This is a genomic window from Kitasatospora sp. NPDC004531 (assembly GCF_053602195.1).
Genome location: NZ_JBSGDD010000046.1, coordinates 25,048 through 43,174, shown reverse-complemented (window position 1 = coordinate 43,174; position 18,127 = coordinate 25,048). Strand labels below are relative to the sequence as shown.

The following is an 18,127-nucleotide window of genomic DNA, read 5'->3' as shown; positions in this document are numbered from 1 at the left end:
ACCAATCCACGTCAGAGAGGGGGGATGTGCGCCCGGGGGGTGAGGCGCGTCAGTGATCCACCTTCTCATCACCGGAGACCCGATCGGTGACATCCCGGTCGGACGGGGGCTCCGCGTCGGCCGGCCCGCCGGCGCCGCCAGCCGGGTCCTCACCGGCGTCCTTGCCGCCGTCGGCACCGCCGTCGCCGTCGCCGTCACCGTTGTCGCCGCCCGACAGCGGGCGGTCCGGGTCCTCGTCGACCTCGCCGGCCGCCCGGCGCTTCTTGCGCTGCAGGTAGAACCGGATTCCGGCGAGGATCATCAGCGCGGTGCCGCCGGCGATCACGTAGGTCACACCGCTGGCCACCGAGGTGACGTCGACGGTGAACTCCACCGGCTCGCCGTAGCGCTGGGCGTTCGGGCCGGTGGTCCACAGCTCGGCGGTCACCAGGACCTGGCCGTTGACCTGGGCCTCGGCGGGGAAGCGGAAGGTGCGGGCGGTGGTGGCGTCCAGCACCACGGGCTGGTTCTCGCCCACGTTGAGGCGGTTCGGCTGGACCGAGGAGACCCGCAGCTCCAGGTTGCCGACCCCCTGGGTGAGGTCGTTCTTCACGCTGATCAGCAGCGTCGCGTTGTCGCCGGGCAGCGTCACGGTGCTCTTCTTCGGCACCCGGACCGCCGACTTCAGGTTGTCCAGGTAGTGCTGCACGCCCGCCCGGTAGTCGCTGCCGACCTTCTGCTGGTCGCGCCAGCTGGTGGACATCGACCGCACCATGGCGGCGCTGAACGGGCCGCGCACCCGCTCCGGCTGGGTGAGGATCAGCATCAGCTGGTCCACGCCGTCCTGCAGGCCCATGGTGGCGTGGATCTCGGCGCTGGACAGCTCACCGGCGGTGGCCTCGCCCGGGTAGTCGTTCGGGACGTTGGTGTTGGCGGCCGGGTCGGCGGGCAGGTCGGCGACCTTCTGCAGCGACACCGGGGCCACCGGGCCGCCGTTGCCGGTGGCCGCCGCCATCGAGTCGTGCAGCGCCTGCGCGGTGCCCACGGTCAGCGAGCGGGACGGCAGCACCAGCACGCCGCGCGGGTGCTCCGGCTCCTGGTGGGCGATCGCCAGGGTCTCGGCCAGGAACCGCTGCTCCGCCGCGGTGCGGTCCTGCTCGGTCTTCAGGTCGCCCTGGAACAGCGAGGCGAGGACGGCGTCGGAGACCACCGCGGTCTGCCCGTTGCCGATCGGCCGCGCCGCGTTCGGCGTGTACGTCAGCTTGTCGGACTCCGGCATCGACGCGCCGTTGACCAGCACCAGCCGGCCGCCCGCCGCGCCCGCCACCGCGGCCGTGCGCTGGTCCAGCAGGCCCCGGTACGGCCAGGCCACGTCGGAGCGGGTGTTCACCGCCAGCCGCGACTCGGAGGTCACCTGGCCGGCCGTCATCGCCTTGCGCAGCGCGGCGTCCACGCCGTTCAGCCCGGCGCCGTTGTGCGCGATCGACGCCAGGTCCGGGTCGGCGTACGGCAGCGACACCACCTCGGAGTCCGGCTGCGCCGCCACCGCGTGCCGCAGGTTGTTCAGCCAGGCCGTCGCCGCGTCGCGGCCGGTGCCCGGCACGGTGTTGTCCTCGCGCGCCGACTCGCCGGAGGTGCCGGGCTTCTGCACCCGGTACGGCCTGGTCATCGCGAACACGGTGTCCAGCAGGTCCGGGTCGATCGCCCAGGTCAGGCCCGGCATGGTCTTGCCGATCTCGACCAGCTGGTTCAGCCGCCCGTCACCGGTCAGCTCGCCGACCAGGCTGTCGTCGCGCAGCACCGGCGTCTGGTCCTGGTCCGGCATGGTCTGCGCGACCAGCACCGGCGAGTGGGTCAGCGGCCACACCACCGAGACCTTGGACGGCTGGGCGGTGGTGCGGCCCTGGACCGGCAGGTAGGTGCGGGCGATGCCCAGCGGGTGCTGCTTCTCGTCGCCGGTGCTGCCCCAGAGGTCCACCGCCAGCTCGTAGCTGCCGGTCTCCTTGGCGTTCAGCGCGGACACCGCGACGGGGAGGCTGAAGTCCTTGCTCTGCCCCGGCTCCAGGTCGCCGATCTCCTGCGCCGGGCCGTCCAGCGGCGTGCCGTCCTTGGTGCTCGGTGTGGACCACGAGCCCATCAGGTCGATGTCGCTGCGGGTCGCCAGCATCGGCTTGCCCGCGGACGGGACCCGCACCATGACCTTCGGCGCCTTCAGCTTCTCCGAGCCGGAGTTGGTGACCTTGCCGGTGATCGTGACGGTGTCGTTCTCGCGCGCGATTCTCGGAGCCGCGGTGCCGACCTGCACGGTGTCGATCCGCACCGCCGCCGGGTAGTCGCCCGCCGCGGTCACCATCGCGGTGCCCCCGGCCGCCGCCGCCGGGGCGGTCGCGAAGGCCCCGACCAGCCCGCCTGTCAGCAGGGCGGCGGTGCTCCTGGCCAGCCGGCCCGCCCACCGTCCGCGGCGCTCGGCCCCTGCCGCGCCCCGCCCGGTCCGCTCGTCCACGCGCGTCCTCGCCGTTCCTGATCGTCTCGATCGACCCACGCACCGACGCGGCCCCGCCCGACCCCCGGCGGTCTCCGACAAGGAGCGTTCACCCGGCATGGTAACGACGCTGTGCGGCCGGCAGTGTTGCGGGCCGGAAGCTGAGGAGCGGGCGGGGCGAACGAAACGGGAGGGCGGCGGGGCAGGGCGGGCACGTACCCTTGTGAGCCGTGTCCACTGCCAATGCGTCCAGCACCAATCATTCCAGCTCCGCCGACCGGATCGCCCTGCCGGGCCTGACCGAGGCGCAGACCCTCGGCCTGCAGGAACTGCTTCGGGTCTCCCCGGTCGCCGACGAGATCGCCCGCCGCTTCCAGGACGCCGGCCACCGGCTGTCGCTGGTCGGCGGCTCGGTACGGGACGCCCTGCTCGGCCGGCTCGGCAACGACCTCGACTTCACCACCGACGCCCGCCCGCAGCAGATCCTCAAGCTGGTCAAGGGCTGGGCCGACGCGGTCTGGGACGTCGGCATCGCCTTCGGCACCGTCGGCGCGCGCAAGGACACCCCCGAGGGCTCGTTCCTGATCGAGATCACCACCTACCGCAGCGAGGCCTACGACCGCAGCTCCCGCAAGCCCGAGGTCAGCTACGGCGACTCCATCGAGCAGGACCTGGTGCGCCGCGACTTCACCGTCAACGCGATGGCCGTCGACCTGCCCGGCCGCGGCTTCGTCGACCCGCACCACGGCCTGGACGACCTGGAGGCCCGGGTGCTGCGCACCCCCGCCACCCCCGAGGAGTCCTTCTCCGACGACCCGCTGCGGATGATGCGGGCCGCCCGCTTCGCCGCCCAGCTCGACTTCGAACCGGCGCCCGAGGTGGTCGCCGCGATGACCGCGATGGCCGAGCGGATCACCATCGTCTCCGCCGAACGCGTCCAGGCCGAGCTCAACAAGCTGCTGCTCGCCGACCACCCGGTCAAGGGCCTGCGCCTGCTGGTCGACACCGGCCTCGCCGAGTACGTGCTGCCCGAACTCCCGGCGCTGCGCCTGGAGAGTGACGAGCACCACCGGCACAAGGACGTCTACGAGCACTCGCTGACCGTCCTGGAGCAGGCCATCGCGCTGGAGACCGACGGCCCCGACCTGGTGCTGCGGATCGCCGCGCTGCTGCACGACATCGGCAAGCCCCGCACTCGCCGCTTCGAGTCCGACGGCCGGGTCTCCTTCCACCACCACGAGGTGGTCGGCGCGAAGCTGACCCGCAAGCGGATGCGCGAGCTCAAGTACTCGAACGAGCTGATCAACGAGGTGTCCAAGCTGGTCGAGCTGCACCTGCGCTTCCACGGCTACGGCGGCGGCGAGTGGACCGACTCCGCGGTGCGCCGCTACGTCACCGACGCCGGCCCGCTGCTGGAGCGCCTGCACAAGCTGACCCGCTCCGACTGCACCACCCGCAACAAGCGCAAGGCCGCCGCGCTGGCCCGCACCTACGACTCGCTGGAGGAGCGGATCGCCGCCCTCCAGGCGCAGGAGGAGCTGGACGCGATCCGGCCCGCGCTGGACGGCAACGAGATCATGCAGCTGCTCGGCCTGCGCCCGGGGCCGGCGGTCGGCCGGGCCTACAAGCACATGCTCGAACTGCGCCTGGAGAACGGCCCGATGGAGCACGACGAGGCCGTCGCCGCGCTGCGCGAGTGGTGGACGGAGCAGCCGAAGGACTGACGTCCGCTCAGCGCTTGCTGGTGGAGGGCTTGGGCGCGCCGCTCAGCGGGCTGAGGCAGAGCCGGTACTTGGTCGTCCTCTTCTTCGACCGGTACTGGCTGTCGTAGGGGGTCGTCCCCGGGTGTTCCTTGGCGCAGTCGTAGCTGCTGATGAGGCCGGTGTGGCGGCCCACGACCTTCCAGTTGGCGTCGCTCGCGGTGCAGTCCACCGTCTTGTGCTTGGCGGACATGCAGTCGCCGACGTTCGCGCCCTTGTTGCTCCCGCCGGTCAGCGCGTAGAACGCGAGCAGGCCGCCGACGACCACGCCGATCAGGCCCAGGCCGACGCCCACCTGGCGGACCTTCGAGCGACGGCTGAGCGGCTTGGCGGGCGGCGGCTGCTGGCCCCAGGCGGGCAACTGCCCGTCGCCCGTGGGCGGTTGACCGTAGGCGGGGGCCTGCTGGCCGTAGGCGGGCGGCTGACCCGGGGCGGGCGGCTGGCCGTACGCGGGCGCCGGCTGGGCGTAGCCGGAGGCCGGCTGCTGACCGTAGGCCGGGGGCTGCGCGTAGCCGGAGGGCTGGCCGTACGCGGGCGGCTGGCCGTAGGCGGGCGGCTGCTGGCCGTACGGGCCGGGCTGGCCGGGTTGGCCGGGTTGCCCGTACGGGCCGGGCTGGCCGTACGGGCCGGGCGGCGGCGGAGTGCTCATCTGTTGTTCCCCCAGAGCGACGAAGGCGTGCCGTGCGCCCACGACCCTAGCGCCAGAATCCCCGTCAGGTCCGGCTTGCGCCCCGGAAGTACAGCACCGCGCCGAGCGCGTACAGCCCGGCGAGGCCCAGCACCACCGGCGCCGAGCGGCCGTTGAGCGGCAGCACCAGGGCGGTCACCCCGGCGGCCGCGACGAACGCCACGTTGACCAGGACGTCGTAGACGGCGAACATCCGGCCGCGGTACTCGTCCTCCACCGACTCCTGCACCAGGGTGTCCGCGCAGATCTTGGTGCCCTGGGTGACCACGCCCAGCAGCAGCGCCGCGACCATCGCCGGGACCTCCCGGAAGGCCAGCCCCAGCGCGGGGACGAACACCGCCGCGCCGGCCAGGCACACCGTCATCCAGCCGGCCAGGCCCAGCTTCCGGGTGCACCACGGGCTGATCACCGCCGCCGCGAAGAAGCCCACCGCGGAAAGGCCCACCGCCCGGCCCAGGCTGGCCAGGCCGCCGGCGCTGTCCGTCGCGCTGTTGAAGGTGTACCGGGAGAGCATCAGCACCACCACGATCAGCACCCCGTAGCAGAACCGCGCCAGGGTGACGGCGGCCAGCGCCCGCACGGCCGGCCGGCAGTCCCGCACCAGGTGCCGCAGTCCGGCCAGCAGGTCGTGCCAGGCGGTGGCCAACGCCTGGCGCAGGGCCGGGAGTTCGTCGTGCAGCTCGGGGCCGAGGGCGTCCGGTGCGATCCGGCGGGCGGCCAGTGCGGCGGAGAGGTAGAGCAGCGCCGCGAGCGTCACCAGGACGGCGTCGGCGTTCCGGCCGGGCGGCATCACCTGGTGCACCAGGAAGCCGACGAGGCCGCCGGAGGCCGCCGCGACCGTGCCCAGGGTCGGCGAGAGGGCGTTCGCGGTGACCAGGTCGGACGGGGCCACCACCCGGGGCAGCGAGGCGGACAGGCCGGCCAGGATGAACCGGTTGAGCGCCGTCACCAGCAGCGCCGCCGCGAAGAACATCCAGTCCGGGGCCCGGCCGAGCAGCAGCGCCGCCGTCACCAGGCCCAGCCCGAACCGGGCCAGATTGCCCATCAGCAGCACCTGCCGGCGGCGCCAGCGGTCCAGCAGCACTCCGGCGAACGGACCGATCACCGAGAACGGCAGCAGCATCACCGCCAGCACCGCGGCGATGTCGGCGGGGGAGGACTGGTGCTCCGGTGAGAAGATCACGTACGCGGCCAGCGAGACCTGGAACACCCCGTCCGACAGCTGCGAGAGCAGGCGCACCGTCAGCAGCCGCCGAAAACCGGTGCCGTGCAGCAGACCCCGCAGGGTGGCCTCGCGCGGGGGCCGTTCGGTGATCACCCGCCAAGGGTGCCACGACGCCGACGGTGTTTCACGTGAAACATCCGCCAACTTCGAGCGACGCGCGCCCCCCGCGCGCTTCCGCACCACCGGTGACCTCGCCACATCGAGGTCGTTGCGCACTCACCGGGGAAGAACCATCTCGGAACGACGGGAGGCTCCCCATGCGAGACGAGTTCACTGCTCTTCTGCTCGGCCAGGTCGGCTACCACGAAGGCCGGAGCGCCGACGGCACCTGGAACAACCGCCAGCGATACAGCGAGGAAACGCCCGGCCTCGAATGGTCCGACGGCCAACCCTGGTGCGCCACCTTCCAGGCCTGGGCCGCCCACCGCACCGGCATGGACAACCTCTGGCCCATGACGGCGTCCTGCCTCGAAGCCGTCGCCTGGTGGCGCCGCCACGACCGCTGGACCCCCTACCCCGTCCTCGGCGGCCCCTTCTACCTCGGCGACGACGGCGGCGACCACACCGGCGTCGTCTACGCCTACGACGCGAACACCATCTGGACGGTGGAGGGGAACGCCCTTCCGCTGCACGCCGGCGTCCTGACGCCCACCGGCTACCGCAGGATGGGCGAGCTCCGGGTCGGCGATCCGGTCATCGACCCGCAGGGCCGACCGTCCCGCGTTCGCGGCGTCTATCCGAAGGGCGTGCGGCCGGTCCACCGGATCACGCTCCAGGACGGCTCCAGCGCCGAGGCGTGCAACGAGCACCTCTGGCAGGTCGAGATCGACGGGCGGGCCCACCCTCGGGTGGTCACCACCCTGGAACTCGCCGAGTTGGTCGCCCGGCCCGGCTGCCGGGTCCGCGTCCCGCTCCTCGAACCGGTCGAGTACCAGCAGACCGCCGAACCCCTCCCGATCGACCCCTACCTGCTGGGGCTGCTGATCGGCGACGGCGGGATGAGCAACACCGGCCTGACCTTCACCAGCGTCGAGCCCGAGCTCGTCGCCGCCGTGGCGGAGGCGCTGCCGGCCGGCCACCGGCTGGTGGCGCACATCGCGAAGGACCATGCCGTACCGGGCAACTGGCGCATCGTCGGAAGCGGGGCGCGCGGCGGCAACCGACTGATCGAGGAGCTGCGCGCACTCGGCCTCTGGGGATCCACCGCCGACCGGAAGTTCCTGCCCGCCCGCTACCTGATGGCGGACATCAAGGACCGGCTGGCTCTGCTGCGGGGACTGATGGACGCCGACGGCCACATCGACGTGGACGGACGGATCGAGTTCAGCTCGGCCTCCGAGCGGCTGGCCCGTGACGTGCAGGAACTGGTCCGCTCGCTCGGCGGCCGGGCGGCGGTGAACGTGAAGACCGGGGTTCACTACACCGCGCCGCAGCAGCCGAGCCGGACGCCGGCCAAGGACGCCCACCGGGTCCAGAACATCAACATGCCGCACTTCAACCCGTTCCGGTTGAGCCGCAAGGCCGAGCGCTACGTCCCGCGCAACGCGGCCTGGGCCCGCAAGGTGGTCTTGGTCGAGTACGTGCGCGACGAAGAGGTGCAGTGCATCGCGGTCTCCGCGCCCTCGCGGCTGTTCGTCACCGACGACTTCATCCCGACCCACAACACCAACGACTCCGGCTCCACCGAGGGGGACGGGGTGTACCGGAAGACGCGGGCGCGGCGGGGGGCCGGGTCGCCGTACGGGTACGGGGTGCCGGCGTTTCCGGAGGGGACGGTGTCGGCGGATCCGGCGCTCGGGGGCGTTCCGGCGGCGCGGACGTCCGGGCAGCCGACCACGCCGCCGTCCGGGGCGCCGCGGTGGCCCGGGCGGTACCTGCGGATGCAGTCGCCGATGCTGCACGGCGACGACGTGCTGACCTGGCAGCGACGACTGGCCTGGCGCGGCTGGGCGATCACCGCCGACGGGTGGTACGGGCCGGCCTCGGCGCAGATCTGCCGGGCCTTCCAGCAGCGGCACGGGCTGACGGTGGACGGCGTGGTCGGGCCGGTCACCTGGAACGAGGCCTGGTCCTGAGCGCGGCGGAGGGCCGCCCCGCGGGTGCGGGACGGCCCTCCGTTCGAGCGTGACGAAACGTCAATGCTCAGCGCTCGGTGCTACAGCGAGCAGGCTTCGCTTGCGCTCAGCGCTCGACCTCGCCGCGGATGAACTTCTCGACGTTCTCCTTGGCCTCGTCGTCGAAGTACTGAACCGGCGGGGACTTCATGAAGTACGAGGACGCGGAGAGGATCGGGCCGCCGATGCCGCGGTCCTTGGCGATCTTCGCGGCGCGGACGGCGTCGATGATGACACCGGCCGAGTTCGGGGAGTCCCAGACCTCGAGCTTGTACTCGAGGTTCAGCGGGACGTCGCCGAACGCGCGGCCTTCGAGGCGGACGTACGCCCACTTGCGGTCGTCGAGCCACGCGACGTAGTCGGACGGGCCGATGTGGACGTTCTTCGCGCCCAGCTCACGGTCGCGGATCTGCGAGGTGACGGCCTGGGTCTTGGAGATCTTCTTGGACTCCAGGCGCTCGCGCTCAAGCATGTTCTTGAAGTCCATGTTGCCGCCGACGTTCAGCTGCATGGTGCGCTCGAGGATGACACCGCGGTCCTCGAACAGCTTGGCCATCACGCGGTGCGTGATGGTCGCGCCGACCTGGGACTTGATGTCGTCGCCGACGATCGGGACACCGGCCTCGGTGAACTTGTCGGCCCACTCCTTGGTGCCGGCGATGAACACCGGGAGGGCGTTCACGAAGGCGACCTTGGCGTCGATGGCGCACTGGGCGTAGAACTTGGCGGCGTTCTCGGAGCCCACCGGCAGGTAGCAGACGAGGACGTCGACCTGGCGGTCCTTGAGGATCTGGACGACGTCGACCGGGGCCTCGTCGGACTCCTCGATGGTCTCCCGGTAGTACTTGCCCAGGCCGTCGAGGGTGTGGCCACGCTGGACGGTGACGCCGGTCGGCGGCACGTCGCAGATCTTGATGGTGTTGTTCTCGCTGTTGCCGATGGCGTCGGCCAGGTCGAAGCCGACCTTCTTGGCGTCCACGTCGAAGGCGGCGACGAAGTCGACGTCCTTCACGTGGTAGTCGCCGAACTGGACGTGCATCAGGCCGGGGACCTTACCGGCCGGGTCGGCGTCCTTGTAGTACTCGACACCCTGCACCAGCGAGGCGGCGCAGTTGCCCACGCCGACGATGGCTACGCGAACCGAACCCATTCCGGTTGCTCCCTGAATCTCATGAGGGTCGCCGTGGTGTGGCGGCACTCGTTCCACATCTGTTCTGACTGTCTGACGGGCGCACGGGGCGCCCACGCCTCGCCGCGAGCGGCGGCAAGGCCGGCGCGGTGCTGCTCAGCGCTCCGGTCAGGAGCGCCCCGGGCGGTCGTACGGTGGCTCGGGCGGGTCCGAGGACCCGGCGGCCGGGCCACGGCCGTCCGAAGTTGGGGGGGACGCGGGGCCGCGTCCGTTTCTGGTGGCGCGCTCGGTCTCGATCAGCTCGTTGAGCCAGCGGACCTCGCGTTCCACGGACTCCAGGCCGTGGCGCTGGAGTTCGAGGGTGTAGTCGTCGAAGCGCTCACGGGTGCGCGCGATCGAGCTGCGCATCCGCTCCAGCCGCTCCTCCAGCCGGCTGCGGCGGCCTTCCAGCACGCGCATCCGGACCGCCCGGTCGGTCTGGCCGAAGAAGGCGAAGCGGACGCCGAAGTGCTCGTCCTCCCAGGCGTCCGGCCCGGACTCGGCGAGCAGCTCCTCGAAGCGCTGCTTGCCGTCGGCGGAGAGCCGGTAGACGATCTTCGACCGCTTGCCGTTGAGCGCGGTGGCCGGGACGTACTCGACGTCCGGGTTGTCCTCGACCAGGAAACCCTGGGCGACCAGGCTCTTCAGGCAGGGGTAGAGCGTTCCGTAGGAGAAGGCCCGGAACGAACCCAGCAGGACGTTGAGCCGCTTGCGCAGTTCGTAGCCGTGCATGGGGGCGTCGTGGAGCAGGCCGAGGACGGCGAATTCGAGGACGCCGGAGCGTCGGCTCATGCCGCCTTCCTCCTTCCGTGACGAGGTCCTGCTCTTCGGATGCCTGGCCGGCCCGCCGGGTATGCCGGGCCGATGTGTCGCGCCGATGTATCGGCTCGATATATCGGCAACAGTAACCCTGGGTCACGAAAGGAGCAAGGGGGGCACGCGTAACCGCGATCACAAGGCCTGTGAGCAACGACCGTGCAATAAAACGGGGCCGGTTCGTCCAGGTTGGCTGCCAATGCCCGATTGGACACCTTTCCGGGAGCCGTACCCTGTCGCCTGTGCACCCTGACGGAGAGGCTGCTGACAGATGAGCGAACACCGGCGAAGGTCGGCCAACCCCGGGGGCGAGCAGCCGCCCTCCAGGCGGGCGTCCGCCGGGCGTCCGTATGCCTACGGCAGCCCGGTCGAGGGCGCACCCGACTACGCGCGCGAGTCGGCGCCCGGCGGCCCGGGCGGTCCCGGGCCGGGCCCCGGCCCTCGTCGTGGTCCCCGGGAGACTGCCCAGCAGCCCCGGCTGACCCGGGCGGAGATGCGCAAGCAGGGCCGCAAGGGCGGTGGTGGCGGCGGCCGTTCGGACGGCCCGCCGAACGGTCGGAGCGACGGCCGCAACGGCAAACCAGGCAAGAAGCGGCTGATCGACTACCCGCGCTTCGGCAAGTCCGGCTTCAAGCGCTGGATGCCGTCCTGGAAGCAGCTGCTGAGCCTGTTCCTGATCTTCTTCGGCGGCGGCGTGGCCGCGATAGGCGCCGCGTTCGCGCTGGTACCGGTGCCGAACGCGAAGGACTCCATCAAGCTCCAGAACAACATCTACTACTGGGCCGACGGCACCGAGATGGCCCGCAAGGGCGACACCAACAAGCAGTGGGTGGAGCTCTCGCAGATCAGCCGCCCGGCGCAGGACGCGGTGATAGCCGCCGAGAACGAGACCTTCCGCACCGACCGCGGCATCGACCCCAAGGGCATCGCCCGCGCCGTCTACAACATGGCGACCGGCGGCGAGACCCAGGGCGGCTCGACCATCACGCAGCAGTACGTGAAGAACGTCTACCTGTCGCAGGAGCAGACGCTCAGCCGCAAGGCCAAGGAATTCATCATCGCGTTGAAGATCGCGGACGACAAGGACGAGATCCTCACCGGATACCTGAACACCAGCTGGTACGGCCGCGGCGCGACGGGCATCCAGGCCGCCGCGCAGGCCTACTACGGGGTAGACGCCAGCAAGGTGGACGTCTGTCAGGGCGCCATGCTGGCAGGCCTGTTGAAGGGTGCGGCGCTGTACGACCCGACCCTGAACCAGGCCAACCACGACCGGATGCAGGAGCGCTGGGAGTACGTCCTGGACCGGATGGTGGTCACCAAGGCGATCACCGCCGAGGAGCGCGCCAAGTGCGGGCCGAAGTTCCCGGAGCCGATCGAGGTGAAGGCCCCGGTCAGCATGCAGGGCGAGGTCTACTACCTGGTGGAGACCGCCAACCAGTTCGTCATGGCCAAGGACAAGAGCATCACCGAGGCCAAGCTGAACCGCGGCGGCTACCAGATCTACACCACCTTCGAGAAGGACAAGGTGGATGCCCTGAAGACGGCCGTGGACCAGGTCAAGAGCGAGTCGCTGGACACGTCCAAGCGCGAGGCCGACAAGTTCGTCCAGGTCGGCGCCGCCTCGGTGGACCCCAGCAACGGTGCGATCGTGGCGCTCTACGGCGGCGACGGCATCGAGAAGGGCCACTACAGCAACAACGCGGACTCCAAGGTCCCGGTCGGCTCGACCTTCAAGCCGTTCGTGCTGGCCGCCGCGATGCAGTACGGCGTGCAGACCAAGAGCACCAGCGGTCAGCCGACCCAGATCAACCCGGACTCGCTGTACCTCGCGGACAACCTGTCGCCGATCTACTCCAAGGACGGCAAGCCGCTGACCGGCGACGACGGCAAGCCGTACAAGCAGCGCAACGACGGCCCGGGCACGCCCGGCTACGTGTCGCTGAAGAAGGCCATGCAGAATTCGTACAACGTCCCGTTCGTGCAGCTCGGCCAGGACGTCGGCGGCAAGACCGTGGAGAAGATGGCCATCGAACTGGGCATCCTGCCCAGCAGCCTGGAGCCGTCCTCGACCATCACCTTCCCGCTGGGCACCTCGCACCCGAGCTCGATCCGGATGGCCTCGGCCTACTCGGTGTTCGCGGCCCGCGGTCAGCAGCACGACCCGTACTCGGTGTCGAAGGTGCTCGCCGACGGCCAGGAGCTGCCGAACTTCACCAAGAGCCAGCCGAAGAAGGTGCTGGAGCAGGCGGTCGCCGACAACATCACCGACGTGCTGGAGAACGTGGCGAAGAACGGCACCGGCAAGAAGACCAACACGCTCGGACGGCCGGTGGCGGGCAAGACCGGCACCACCGACGCCGGCACCTCGGCCTGGTGGGTGGGGTACACCCCGGAGCTGTCCACCGCGGTCGGCATGTGGCGCGAGGAGGCGGGCAACCCCAAGCTGCTGTCGCTGAACGGCACCGCGAGCCACGAGTCCGTGCACGGTGGTGACTTCCCGACCGACATCTTCACCCGCTACATGAAGATCGTCCTGAAGGACAAGCCGATCCAGGACTTCCCGAACCCCGCGCCGTGGGGCACCCAGGTGGACTCCTCGGGCGCGCCGGTCAGCCCGTCGGCTCCCGCGTCGGCTTCGTCCTCCGCGCCCGTGGAGCAGCCGAGCACCTCCACCGAGCCGACCACCACGCACTCCCCGGAGGGCTCGAACTCGCCGTCGGCGAGCGGCAGTTCGACCTGCCAGCCGGGCACCGGCAACTGCGGCGGGCCGAGCCGGTCGTCCAGGCCGAGCAAGAGCCCGAGTGAGAGCGCCAGCGGCAGTCCGAGCGCGCCGCCGGGCGGCGGAGGCGCGGGCAACCTGGTCGGGCTGATGGGCCAGTAGGGCGCACCACCCGATACCCGGACAGAGGGGCACCGGATCGCGAACGGCGATCCTGTGCCCCTCTTCGGTTGCGGGCGAGGGTGCGGCAGTATGTGCGCCATGACGTCCAGCCTGCGTGACGAGACCTCAGCGCCCGGACCGGCTCCGGCCGCGGGGCCGCTGCCCAACACCGTGGTGGTGCCCGCGGACGAGGACCCGGTCGCGGAGGCCGGCAGCGAGCTGCTGGGCGGCCCTCCCGGGCGTCGGGCGCTGCTCGGGGTGTCCTGGTGGACGCCCGCCAGGTTCCTCGCGGTGACGGTCGTCGTCGTCTTCCTGCTGGGCCTGTTCCAGAAGGCCGCGTGCTACAGCGACGGCTGGTTCTTCGGCGCCACCAGCCAGTACACGCACGCCTGTTACAGCGACATCCCGCACCTGTTCTCGGCGCGCGGCTTCGCGGACGGCAGCCGGCCGTACCTGGACCCGATCCCGCAGGGCTCGGCGGACATGCAGTACCTGGAGTACCCGGTGCTGACCGGTCTGTTCATCCAGATCGCGGCCTGGCTGACCACCCACAACGGCGACATGATGAGCCGCGAGCAGTGGTTCTGGCTGGTCAACGCCGGCATGCTGCTGATCTGCGCGGTGATCGCGGTGGTCGCCGTCTCCCGCACCCACCGCCGCCGCCCGTGGGACGCGCTGCTGTTCGCGCTGGCGCCGTGCCTGGCGCTGGACTCCACCATCAACTGGGACCTGCTGGCGGTGGCGCTGGCCGCCGTGGCGATGGCGTACTGGGCCGGCGGCAGGGCGGTGCTGGCGGGTGTGTTCATCGGGTTGGCCACCGCCGCCAAGCTCTATCCGCTGCTGCTGCTCGGCCCGCTGCTGGTGCTGTGCCTGCGGACCGGCAAGTGGCGGGACTTCGGGCTGGTGTTCGGCGGTGCGGCCGGCTCCTGGCTGATCGTCAACGTGCCGATCATGCTGGCGAACTGGAAGGGCTGGCTGACCTTCTACAGCTTCAGCCAGGTGCGCACCGAGGACTACGGCTCGTTCTGGCTGATCCTGATGCAGGCGGTGCGCGACGGCCGGCACCTGGAGAGCCTGAACACCTGGATCTCCGTCCTGCTGGTGCTCAGCTGCCTGGCGATCGGCTGGCTGGCGATCAGCGCCCCGCGCCGGCCGCGCTTCGCCCAGCTGGCCTTCCTGGTGGTCGCCGCGTTCGTGCTGACCAACAAGGTGTACTCGCCGCAGTACGTGCTCTGGCTGACCCCGCTGGCGGTGCTGGCCCGGCCGCGCTGGCGGGACTTCCTGATCTGGCAGACCTGCGAGGTGCTGTACTTCCTCGGCATCTGGTCGTACCTGGCCTACAACGGCGACGGCAAGCACCACGGCATCGACCTGCAGTGGTACCACTTCACGATCGCGCTGCACCTGGTCGGCACCCTGTACATCTGCTACCTGGTGGTCCGCGACATCCTCTACCCGGACCGCGACCCGGTGCGCTGGGACGGCAGCGACGACCCGTCCGGGGGTGTGCTGGACGGCGCCCCGGACCGGTTCGTGCTGGGCTCCGCCCGGGGGCTGCGCGAGGAGGAGAGCTACGCCGGGTTCGCGCCGCACGGCGAGGCGGACTGGCTGGTCGAGACCGCGCCGGACCCGCAGCAGAAGTAGCCGCGGAACGACGGAGCCCGCCCCCTCGGAGAGAGGGGGCGGGCTCCGTCGTTCCCGGGCGGCGCCTCAGCGCTCGACCACCCGGTCGAAGTGCGTGGTGGTGTGGCGGATGGTCAGCGCCAGCTCGTCGCCGACGGCGGGCGCCTTGAGCTCGCCGGGCAGGAACAGGATCGACACCTGCATGTGCGGCGGCTCGGCGAACCACAGCTGCTTGCCCTGCCAGGTGTACGGGGAGAGCGTCCGGTTCATGGTGGCCAGGCCGGCCCGGGCCAGGCCCTTGGCGCGCGGCAGGATCCCGTTGACGTACTTCGGGGCCTCCAGGCCAACGCCGTGCGCGGTGCCGCCCGCCACCACCAGCAGGTGGCCGTCGGACGGGGCCTTGTGCTGCCGGTAGCCGTAGCGCTCGCCGCGTTCGACCGGGGTGACGTCCAGGACGGTGGCCCGGGAGGACAGCGCGGACACGTCGCCCAGCCACAGCCGGGTGCCGATCCGGGAGCGGAACTCGGTGTCCGGGTGGCGCTCGGCCAGCCGCTGGACGTCCTTGGCGGCCAGGTGGCTGAGGTAGACGGTGTGGGTGGGCAGGTCGGCGGCCTCAAGGGCCCGGACCCAGCCGGTCACCTCGTCCACCGGGTCCGAGCCGTCCGGCCGGTCCAGCGGCAGGTGCAGCGCGAAGCCCTCCAACTCCAGGTGGCTGTGCGGCAGTTGGGCCAGATCGCCGAGCCGGACACCGTGCCGGCGCATGCTGGTCATGCACTCGATGACCACGCGGCTGCAGGCGGGCAGCGCGGCCAGCGCCTCCGGGTGGGCGACGGTGCGCACCACCCGGTCGGCGGGCAGCTCGGTGTCGGGCTCGCCGGCCCGGTACGGGGTGAGCACCAGCAGGTCGCCGGGGAAGACGTCGGCCAGCTCGGCCGCCTCGTCCGCGGTGCCGACGGCCAGCAGGGGGCTGCCCAGCCGGGCGGCCTCCTCGGCGAGCCGACGGTTCCCGAAGCCGTAGCCGTTGCCCTTGGCGACCGGGACCAGCCCGGGGAACTCGGCCAGCAGCCCGTGCTGGTGCGCCCGCCAGCGGCCGCCGTCCACGTACATCGTCAAGGTCATCGCGTTCTCCCCGAAAAATTCCGACGTGAGCTCAGCGCCGCGACATGTACAGGTCGAGCGCCTTGTGCAGCAGCTTGTTGAGCGGGTAGTCCCACTCGCCGAGGTACTCCGCGGCCTGTCCGCCGGTGCCGACCTTGAACTGGATCAGGCCGAACAGGTGGTCGTTCTCGTCCAGCGTGTCGCTGATGCCGCGCAGGTCGTAGACGCTCGCGCCGAGCGCGTACGCGTCGCGGATCATGCGCCACTGGATGGCGTTGGACGGCTTGACCTCGCGCTTGTGGTTCGCGGAGGCGCCGTAGGAGTACCAGACGTGCTCGCCGACGGTGAGCATGGTGGTCGCGGCCAGCGCCTCGCCGTCGTGGTAGGCGAGGTAGAGCCGCATCCGGTTGGGGTCCTCGGCGGTGAGGGCCTTCCACATCCGCTGGAAGTAGGACAGCGGGCGCGGGGTGAAGTGGTCGCGCTCGGCGGTGACCACGTACAGCTTGTGGAAGACCGCGAGCTCGTCGTAGCCGCCCTGGACCACCTCGACGCCGCTCTTCTCGGCCTTCTTGATGTTGCGTCGCCACAGCTGGTTGAAGCCGCGCTGGACGTCGTCCAGCGAGCGGTTGGCCAGTGGCACCTGGAAGACGTAGCGGGGCTGGACGTCGCCGAAGCCCGCGCCGCCGTCCTCGCCCTGCAGCCAGCCGGAGCGGCGCAGGCGCTCGGCGGCCTCCAGGGCGCGCGGCTCGGACCAGTCGGGCTCGACGTCCCGCAGGCGCTTGGCCTGCTTGCCGGCGATCGCCTCCTTGATGGTGGGGGCCTCCCAGCGGCGGACCACCACCGGCGGGCCCATCTTCACCGAGAAGGCGCCCTGCGACTTCAGGTGCGCCAGCATCGGCTTCAGCCAGCGGTCCAGGTCCGGGTCGAACCAGTCGATGACCGGGCCCTCCGGCAGGTACGCCAGGTACCGCTTCACCTTCGGGAGCTGGCGGTAGAGCACCAGCGCGGCGCCGACCATCTCGTCGGCGTCGTCGAACCAGCCGAGGCTCTCGGCGCGCCACTCCGCCTTGACGTCCGCCCAGGACGGCACCTGCATGTGGCTGGCAGAGGGCCTGCTCTCCACGAAGGCCAGGTGTTCCTTGCGCGTGATCGTCCGCAGACGCAGGCTCATGCTCCGTGCTCCTCCTCGTCAGACTTACCCAAGGTGACCCTATCGCCCGAATGGTCCGATTCGGTGGGGAAGCGGTCCGACATGGTTGTGCCCTCCCGTACGCACCTGCTGGCACAGGTACTACGCCGGGAGGGCCGAGGAGGTTGCGCGCCCGTTGCCGGGTTCACCCGGCTCCGTCGCGCGCGGTGGTCACCACACGCCCCCGAAGAGTCCTCCGTGAGCCACGCCGAGGAAGAGTCCGAATGCGGCGGCGCCCGTCCCGATCACCACCAGGAAGCGCTCCGCAGTGGTAACCGAGACGAACAGGCCGATCATTCCGGTGATGATCCCGGCCAGTCCGGTCCACGAGCTGAGCAGATGCAGGTGGTAGAAGAACGAGGTGATGAAGGCGACCGCGCCGAGCAGCAGGGTCACGCCGACGAGGGCGTTCTCCTTGGGGTGCGGCTTGCCGTCGGTGTTGAGGGTGAACTGCGGCCGGTGGACGTTCTGCGCCATAGGACCCACCTCCTGTGGTGGAGGGAACGTTCGTTCTGTCCAGATTGCGACCGATGTGCCCCGATCGGCAACCGCGAGGACCCGGCGTTTTGTCCGTCGGTCGGCTCACCCGGTAGGCTGGCCCCTCTGCACTGGTGTAGAGGCGTGCCCGCACGCCCCGACCCGGTGCCGACGCGCACAACCCTCCTGCCACGGAGAGACCGTGGCCGCTGAGTCCAAAGGAGGTGGGTTCACATGCGTCACTACGAGCTGATGGTCATCCTCGACCCGTCGGTCGAGGAGCGCGCTGTCGCCCCCCTGATCGAAGGCTTCCTCAACGTCGTCCGCACCGGCGGCGGCAAGGTCGAGAAGATCGACACCTGGGGCCGTCGTCGCCTGGCGTACGAGATCAACAAGCAGTCCGAGGGCATCTACTCGGTCATCGACCTCAAGGCCACGCCCGAGGTCGTCAAGGAGCTCGACCGCCAGCTCAGCCTGAGCGAGTCGGTTCTGCGGACCAAGGTCCTGCGCCCGGACACCCACTGAGCCCACTTCCGGCATTGATGCCGGAGGGCTCGCGTCCGGTGTTCCACGTGGAACACCGCTGACGAGCACCGCAGAACTTCTTTCCGAGAGGTCATCACC

General features: G+C 70.8%; 13 protein-coding genes. 5 read left to right on the top strand and 8 right to left on the bottom strand.

Annotated elements, in window-relative coordinates; translation table 11 throughout:
* Positions 1 to 49: 49 nt before the first annotated feature.
* Positions 50 to 2,482, bottom strand: a complete 2,433-nt coding sequence (locus tag ACWEMJ_RS19615) for a DUF6049 family protein (protein ID WP_452138322.1) — start codon at positions 2,480 to 2,482, stop codon at positions 50 to 52.
* A 260-nt stretch (positions 2,483 to 2,742) separates the two neighbouring features.
* On the opposite strand from ACWEMJ_RS19615, the gene ACWEMJ_RS19610 reads away from it, so the two are divergent.
* Positions 2,743 to 4,185 carry a CCA tRNA nucleotidyltransferase gene (locus ACWEMJ_RS19610; RefSeq protein ID WP_452138335.1) on the top strand — a complete coding sequence of 481 codons (1,443 nt, stop codon included), beginning with the start codon at positions 2,743 to 2,745 and terminating at the stop codon, positions 4,183 to 4,185.
* 7 nt (positions 4,186 to 4,192) lie between these two features.
* On the opposite strand, the gene ACWEMJ_RS19605 is transcribed toward ACWEMJ_RS19610, so the two are convergent.
* Together ACWEMJ_RS19605 and ACWEMJ_RS19600 are read right to left on the bottom strand one after the other, a co-directional pair.
* Positions 4,193 to 4,870, bottom strand: coding sequence for an LppU/SCO3897 family protein (locus ACWEMJ_RS19605; protein ID WP_452138321.1), 678 nt, complete (start codon positions 4,868 to 4,870; stop codon positions 4,193 to 4,195).
* 64 nt (positions 4,871 to 4,934) lie between these two features.
* Complete coding sequence (locus ACWEMJ_RS19600) at positions 4,935 to 6,227, bottom strand: MFS transporter (protein WP_452138320.1); 1,293 nt, start codon at positions 6,225 to 6,227, stop codon at positions 4,935 to 4,937.
* Positions 6,228 to 6,391: 164 nt separating this feature from the next.
* Here ACWEMJ_RS19600 and ACWEMJ_RS19595 point away from each other — a divergent pair, with 164 nt between their 5' ends.
* Positions 6,392 to 8,209, top strand: coding sequence for a peptidoglycan-binding protein (locus tag ACWEMJ_RS19595; RefSeq protein ID WP_452138319.1), 1,818 nt, complete (start codon positions 6,392 to 6,394; stop codon positions 8,207 to 8,209).
* Positions 8,210 to 8,315: 106 nt separating this feature from the next.
* Here the strand turns inward: ACWEMJ_RS19595 and ACWEMJ_RS19590 are convergent, their stop codons facing one another.
* Both ACWEMJ_RS19590 and ACWEMJ_RS19585 read right to left on the bottom strand, forming a co-directional pair.
* Positions 8,316 to 9,398, bottom strand: a complete 1,083-nt coding sequence (locus ACWEMJ_RS19590) for an inositol-3-phosphate synthase (protein WP_043915344.1) — start codon at positions 9,396 to 9,398, stop codon at positions 8,316 to 8,318.
* Positions 9,399 to 9,545: 147 nt separating this feature from the next.
* The gene (locus ACWEMJ_RS19585) at positions 9,546 to 10,208 is read right to left on the bottom strand and encodes a PadR family transcriptional regulator (RefSeq protein ID WP_452138318.1); all 663 of its coding nucleotides are present in this window, start codon (positions 10,206 to 10,208) and stop codon (positions 9,546 to 9,548) included.
* A 517-nt stretch (positions 10,209 to 10,725) separates the two neighbouring features.
* Between ACWEMJ_RS19585 and ACWEMJ_RS19580 the strand changes: the two genes are divergently transcribed.
* Together ACWEMJ_RS19580 and ACWEMJ_RS19575 are read left to right on the top strand one after the other, a co-directional pair.
* Positions 10,726 to 13,116, top strand: coding sequence for a transglycosylase domain-containing protein (locus ACWEMJ_RS19580; RefSeq protein WP_452138317.1), 2,391 nt, complete (start codon positions 10,726 to 10,728; stop codon positions 13,114 to 13,116).
* A gap of 99 nt (positions 13,117 to 13,215) precedes the next feature.
* Entirely contained in the window at positions 13,216 to 14,760 is a 1,545-nt protein-coding gene (locus tag ACWEMJ_RS19575; RefSeq protein WP_452138316.1) for a glycosyltransferase family 87 protein, read from the top strand.
* A 66-nt stretch (positions 14,761 to 14,826) separates the two neighbouring features.
* On the opposite strand, the gene ACWEMJ_RS19570 is transcribed toward ACWEMJ_RS19575, so the two are convergent.
* The 3 genes from ACWEMJ_RS19570 to ACWEMJ_RS19560 all read right to left on the bottom strand — a co-directional run bounded on the left by ACWEMJ_RS19570 (position 14,827) and on the right by ACWEMJ_RS19560 (position 17,503).
* On the bottom strand, positions 14,827 to 15,858 hold the full coding sequence (locus ACWEMJ_RS19570) for an alanine racemase (RefSeq protein WP_452138315.1): 1,032 nt from the start codon (positions 15,856 to 15,858) through the stop codon (positions 14,827 to 14,829).
* Between the two features lie 31 nt (positions 15,859 to 15,889).
* Positions 15,890 to 17,008: a lipid II:glycine glycyltransferase FemX gene (locus ACWEMJ_RS19565; protein WP_452138314.1), complete on the bottom strand. Its 1,119-nt coding sequence runs from the start codon at positions 17,006 to 17,008 to the stop codon at positions 15,890 to 15,892.
* 189 nt (positions 17,009 to 17,197) lie between these two features.
* The gene (locus tag ACWEMJ_RS19560; protein WP_452138313.1) at positions 17,198 to 17,503 is read right to left on the bottom strand and encodes a hypothetical protein; all 306 of its coding nucleotides are present in this window, start codon (positions 17,501 to 17,503) and stop codon (positions 17,198 to 17,200) included.
* A gap of 234 nt (positions 17,504 to 17,737) precedes the next feature.
* On the opposite strand from ACWEMJ_RS19560, the gene rpsF reads away from it, so the two are divergent.
* Positions 17,738 to 18,028, top strand: a complete 291-nt coding sequence (rpsF, locus tag ACWEMJ_RS19555; RefSeq protein WP_035864400.1) for a 30S ribosomal protein S6 — start codon at positions 17,738 to 17,740, stop codon at positions 18,026 to 18,028.
* Positions 18,029 to 18,127: the final 99 nt, after the last annotated feature.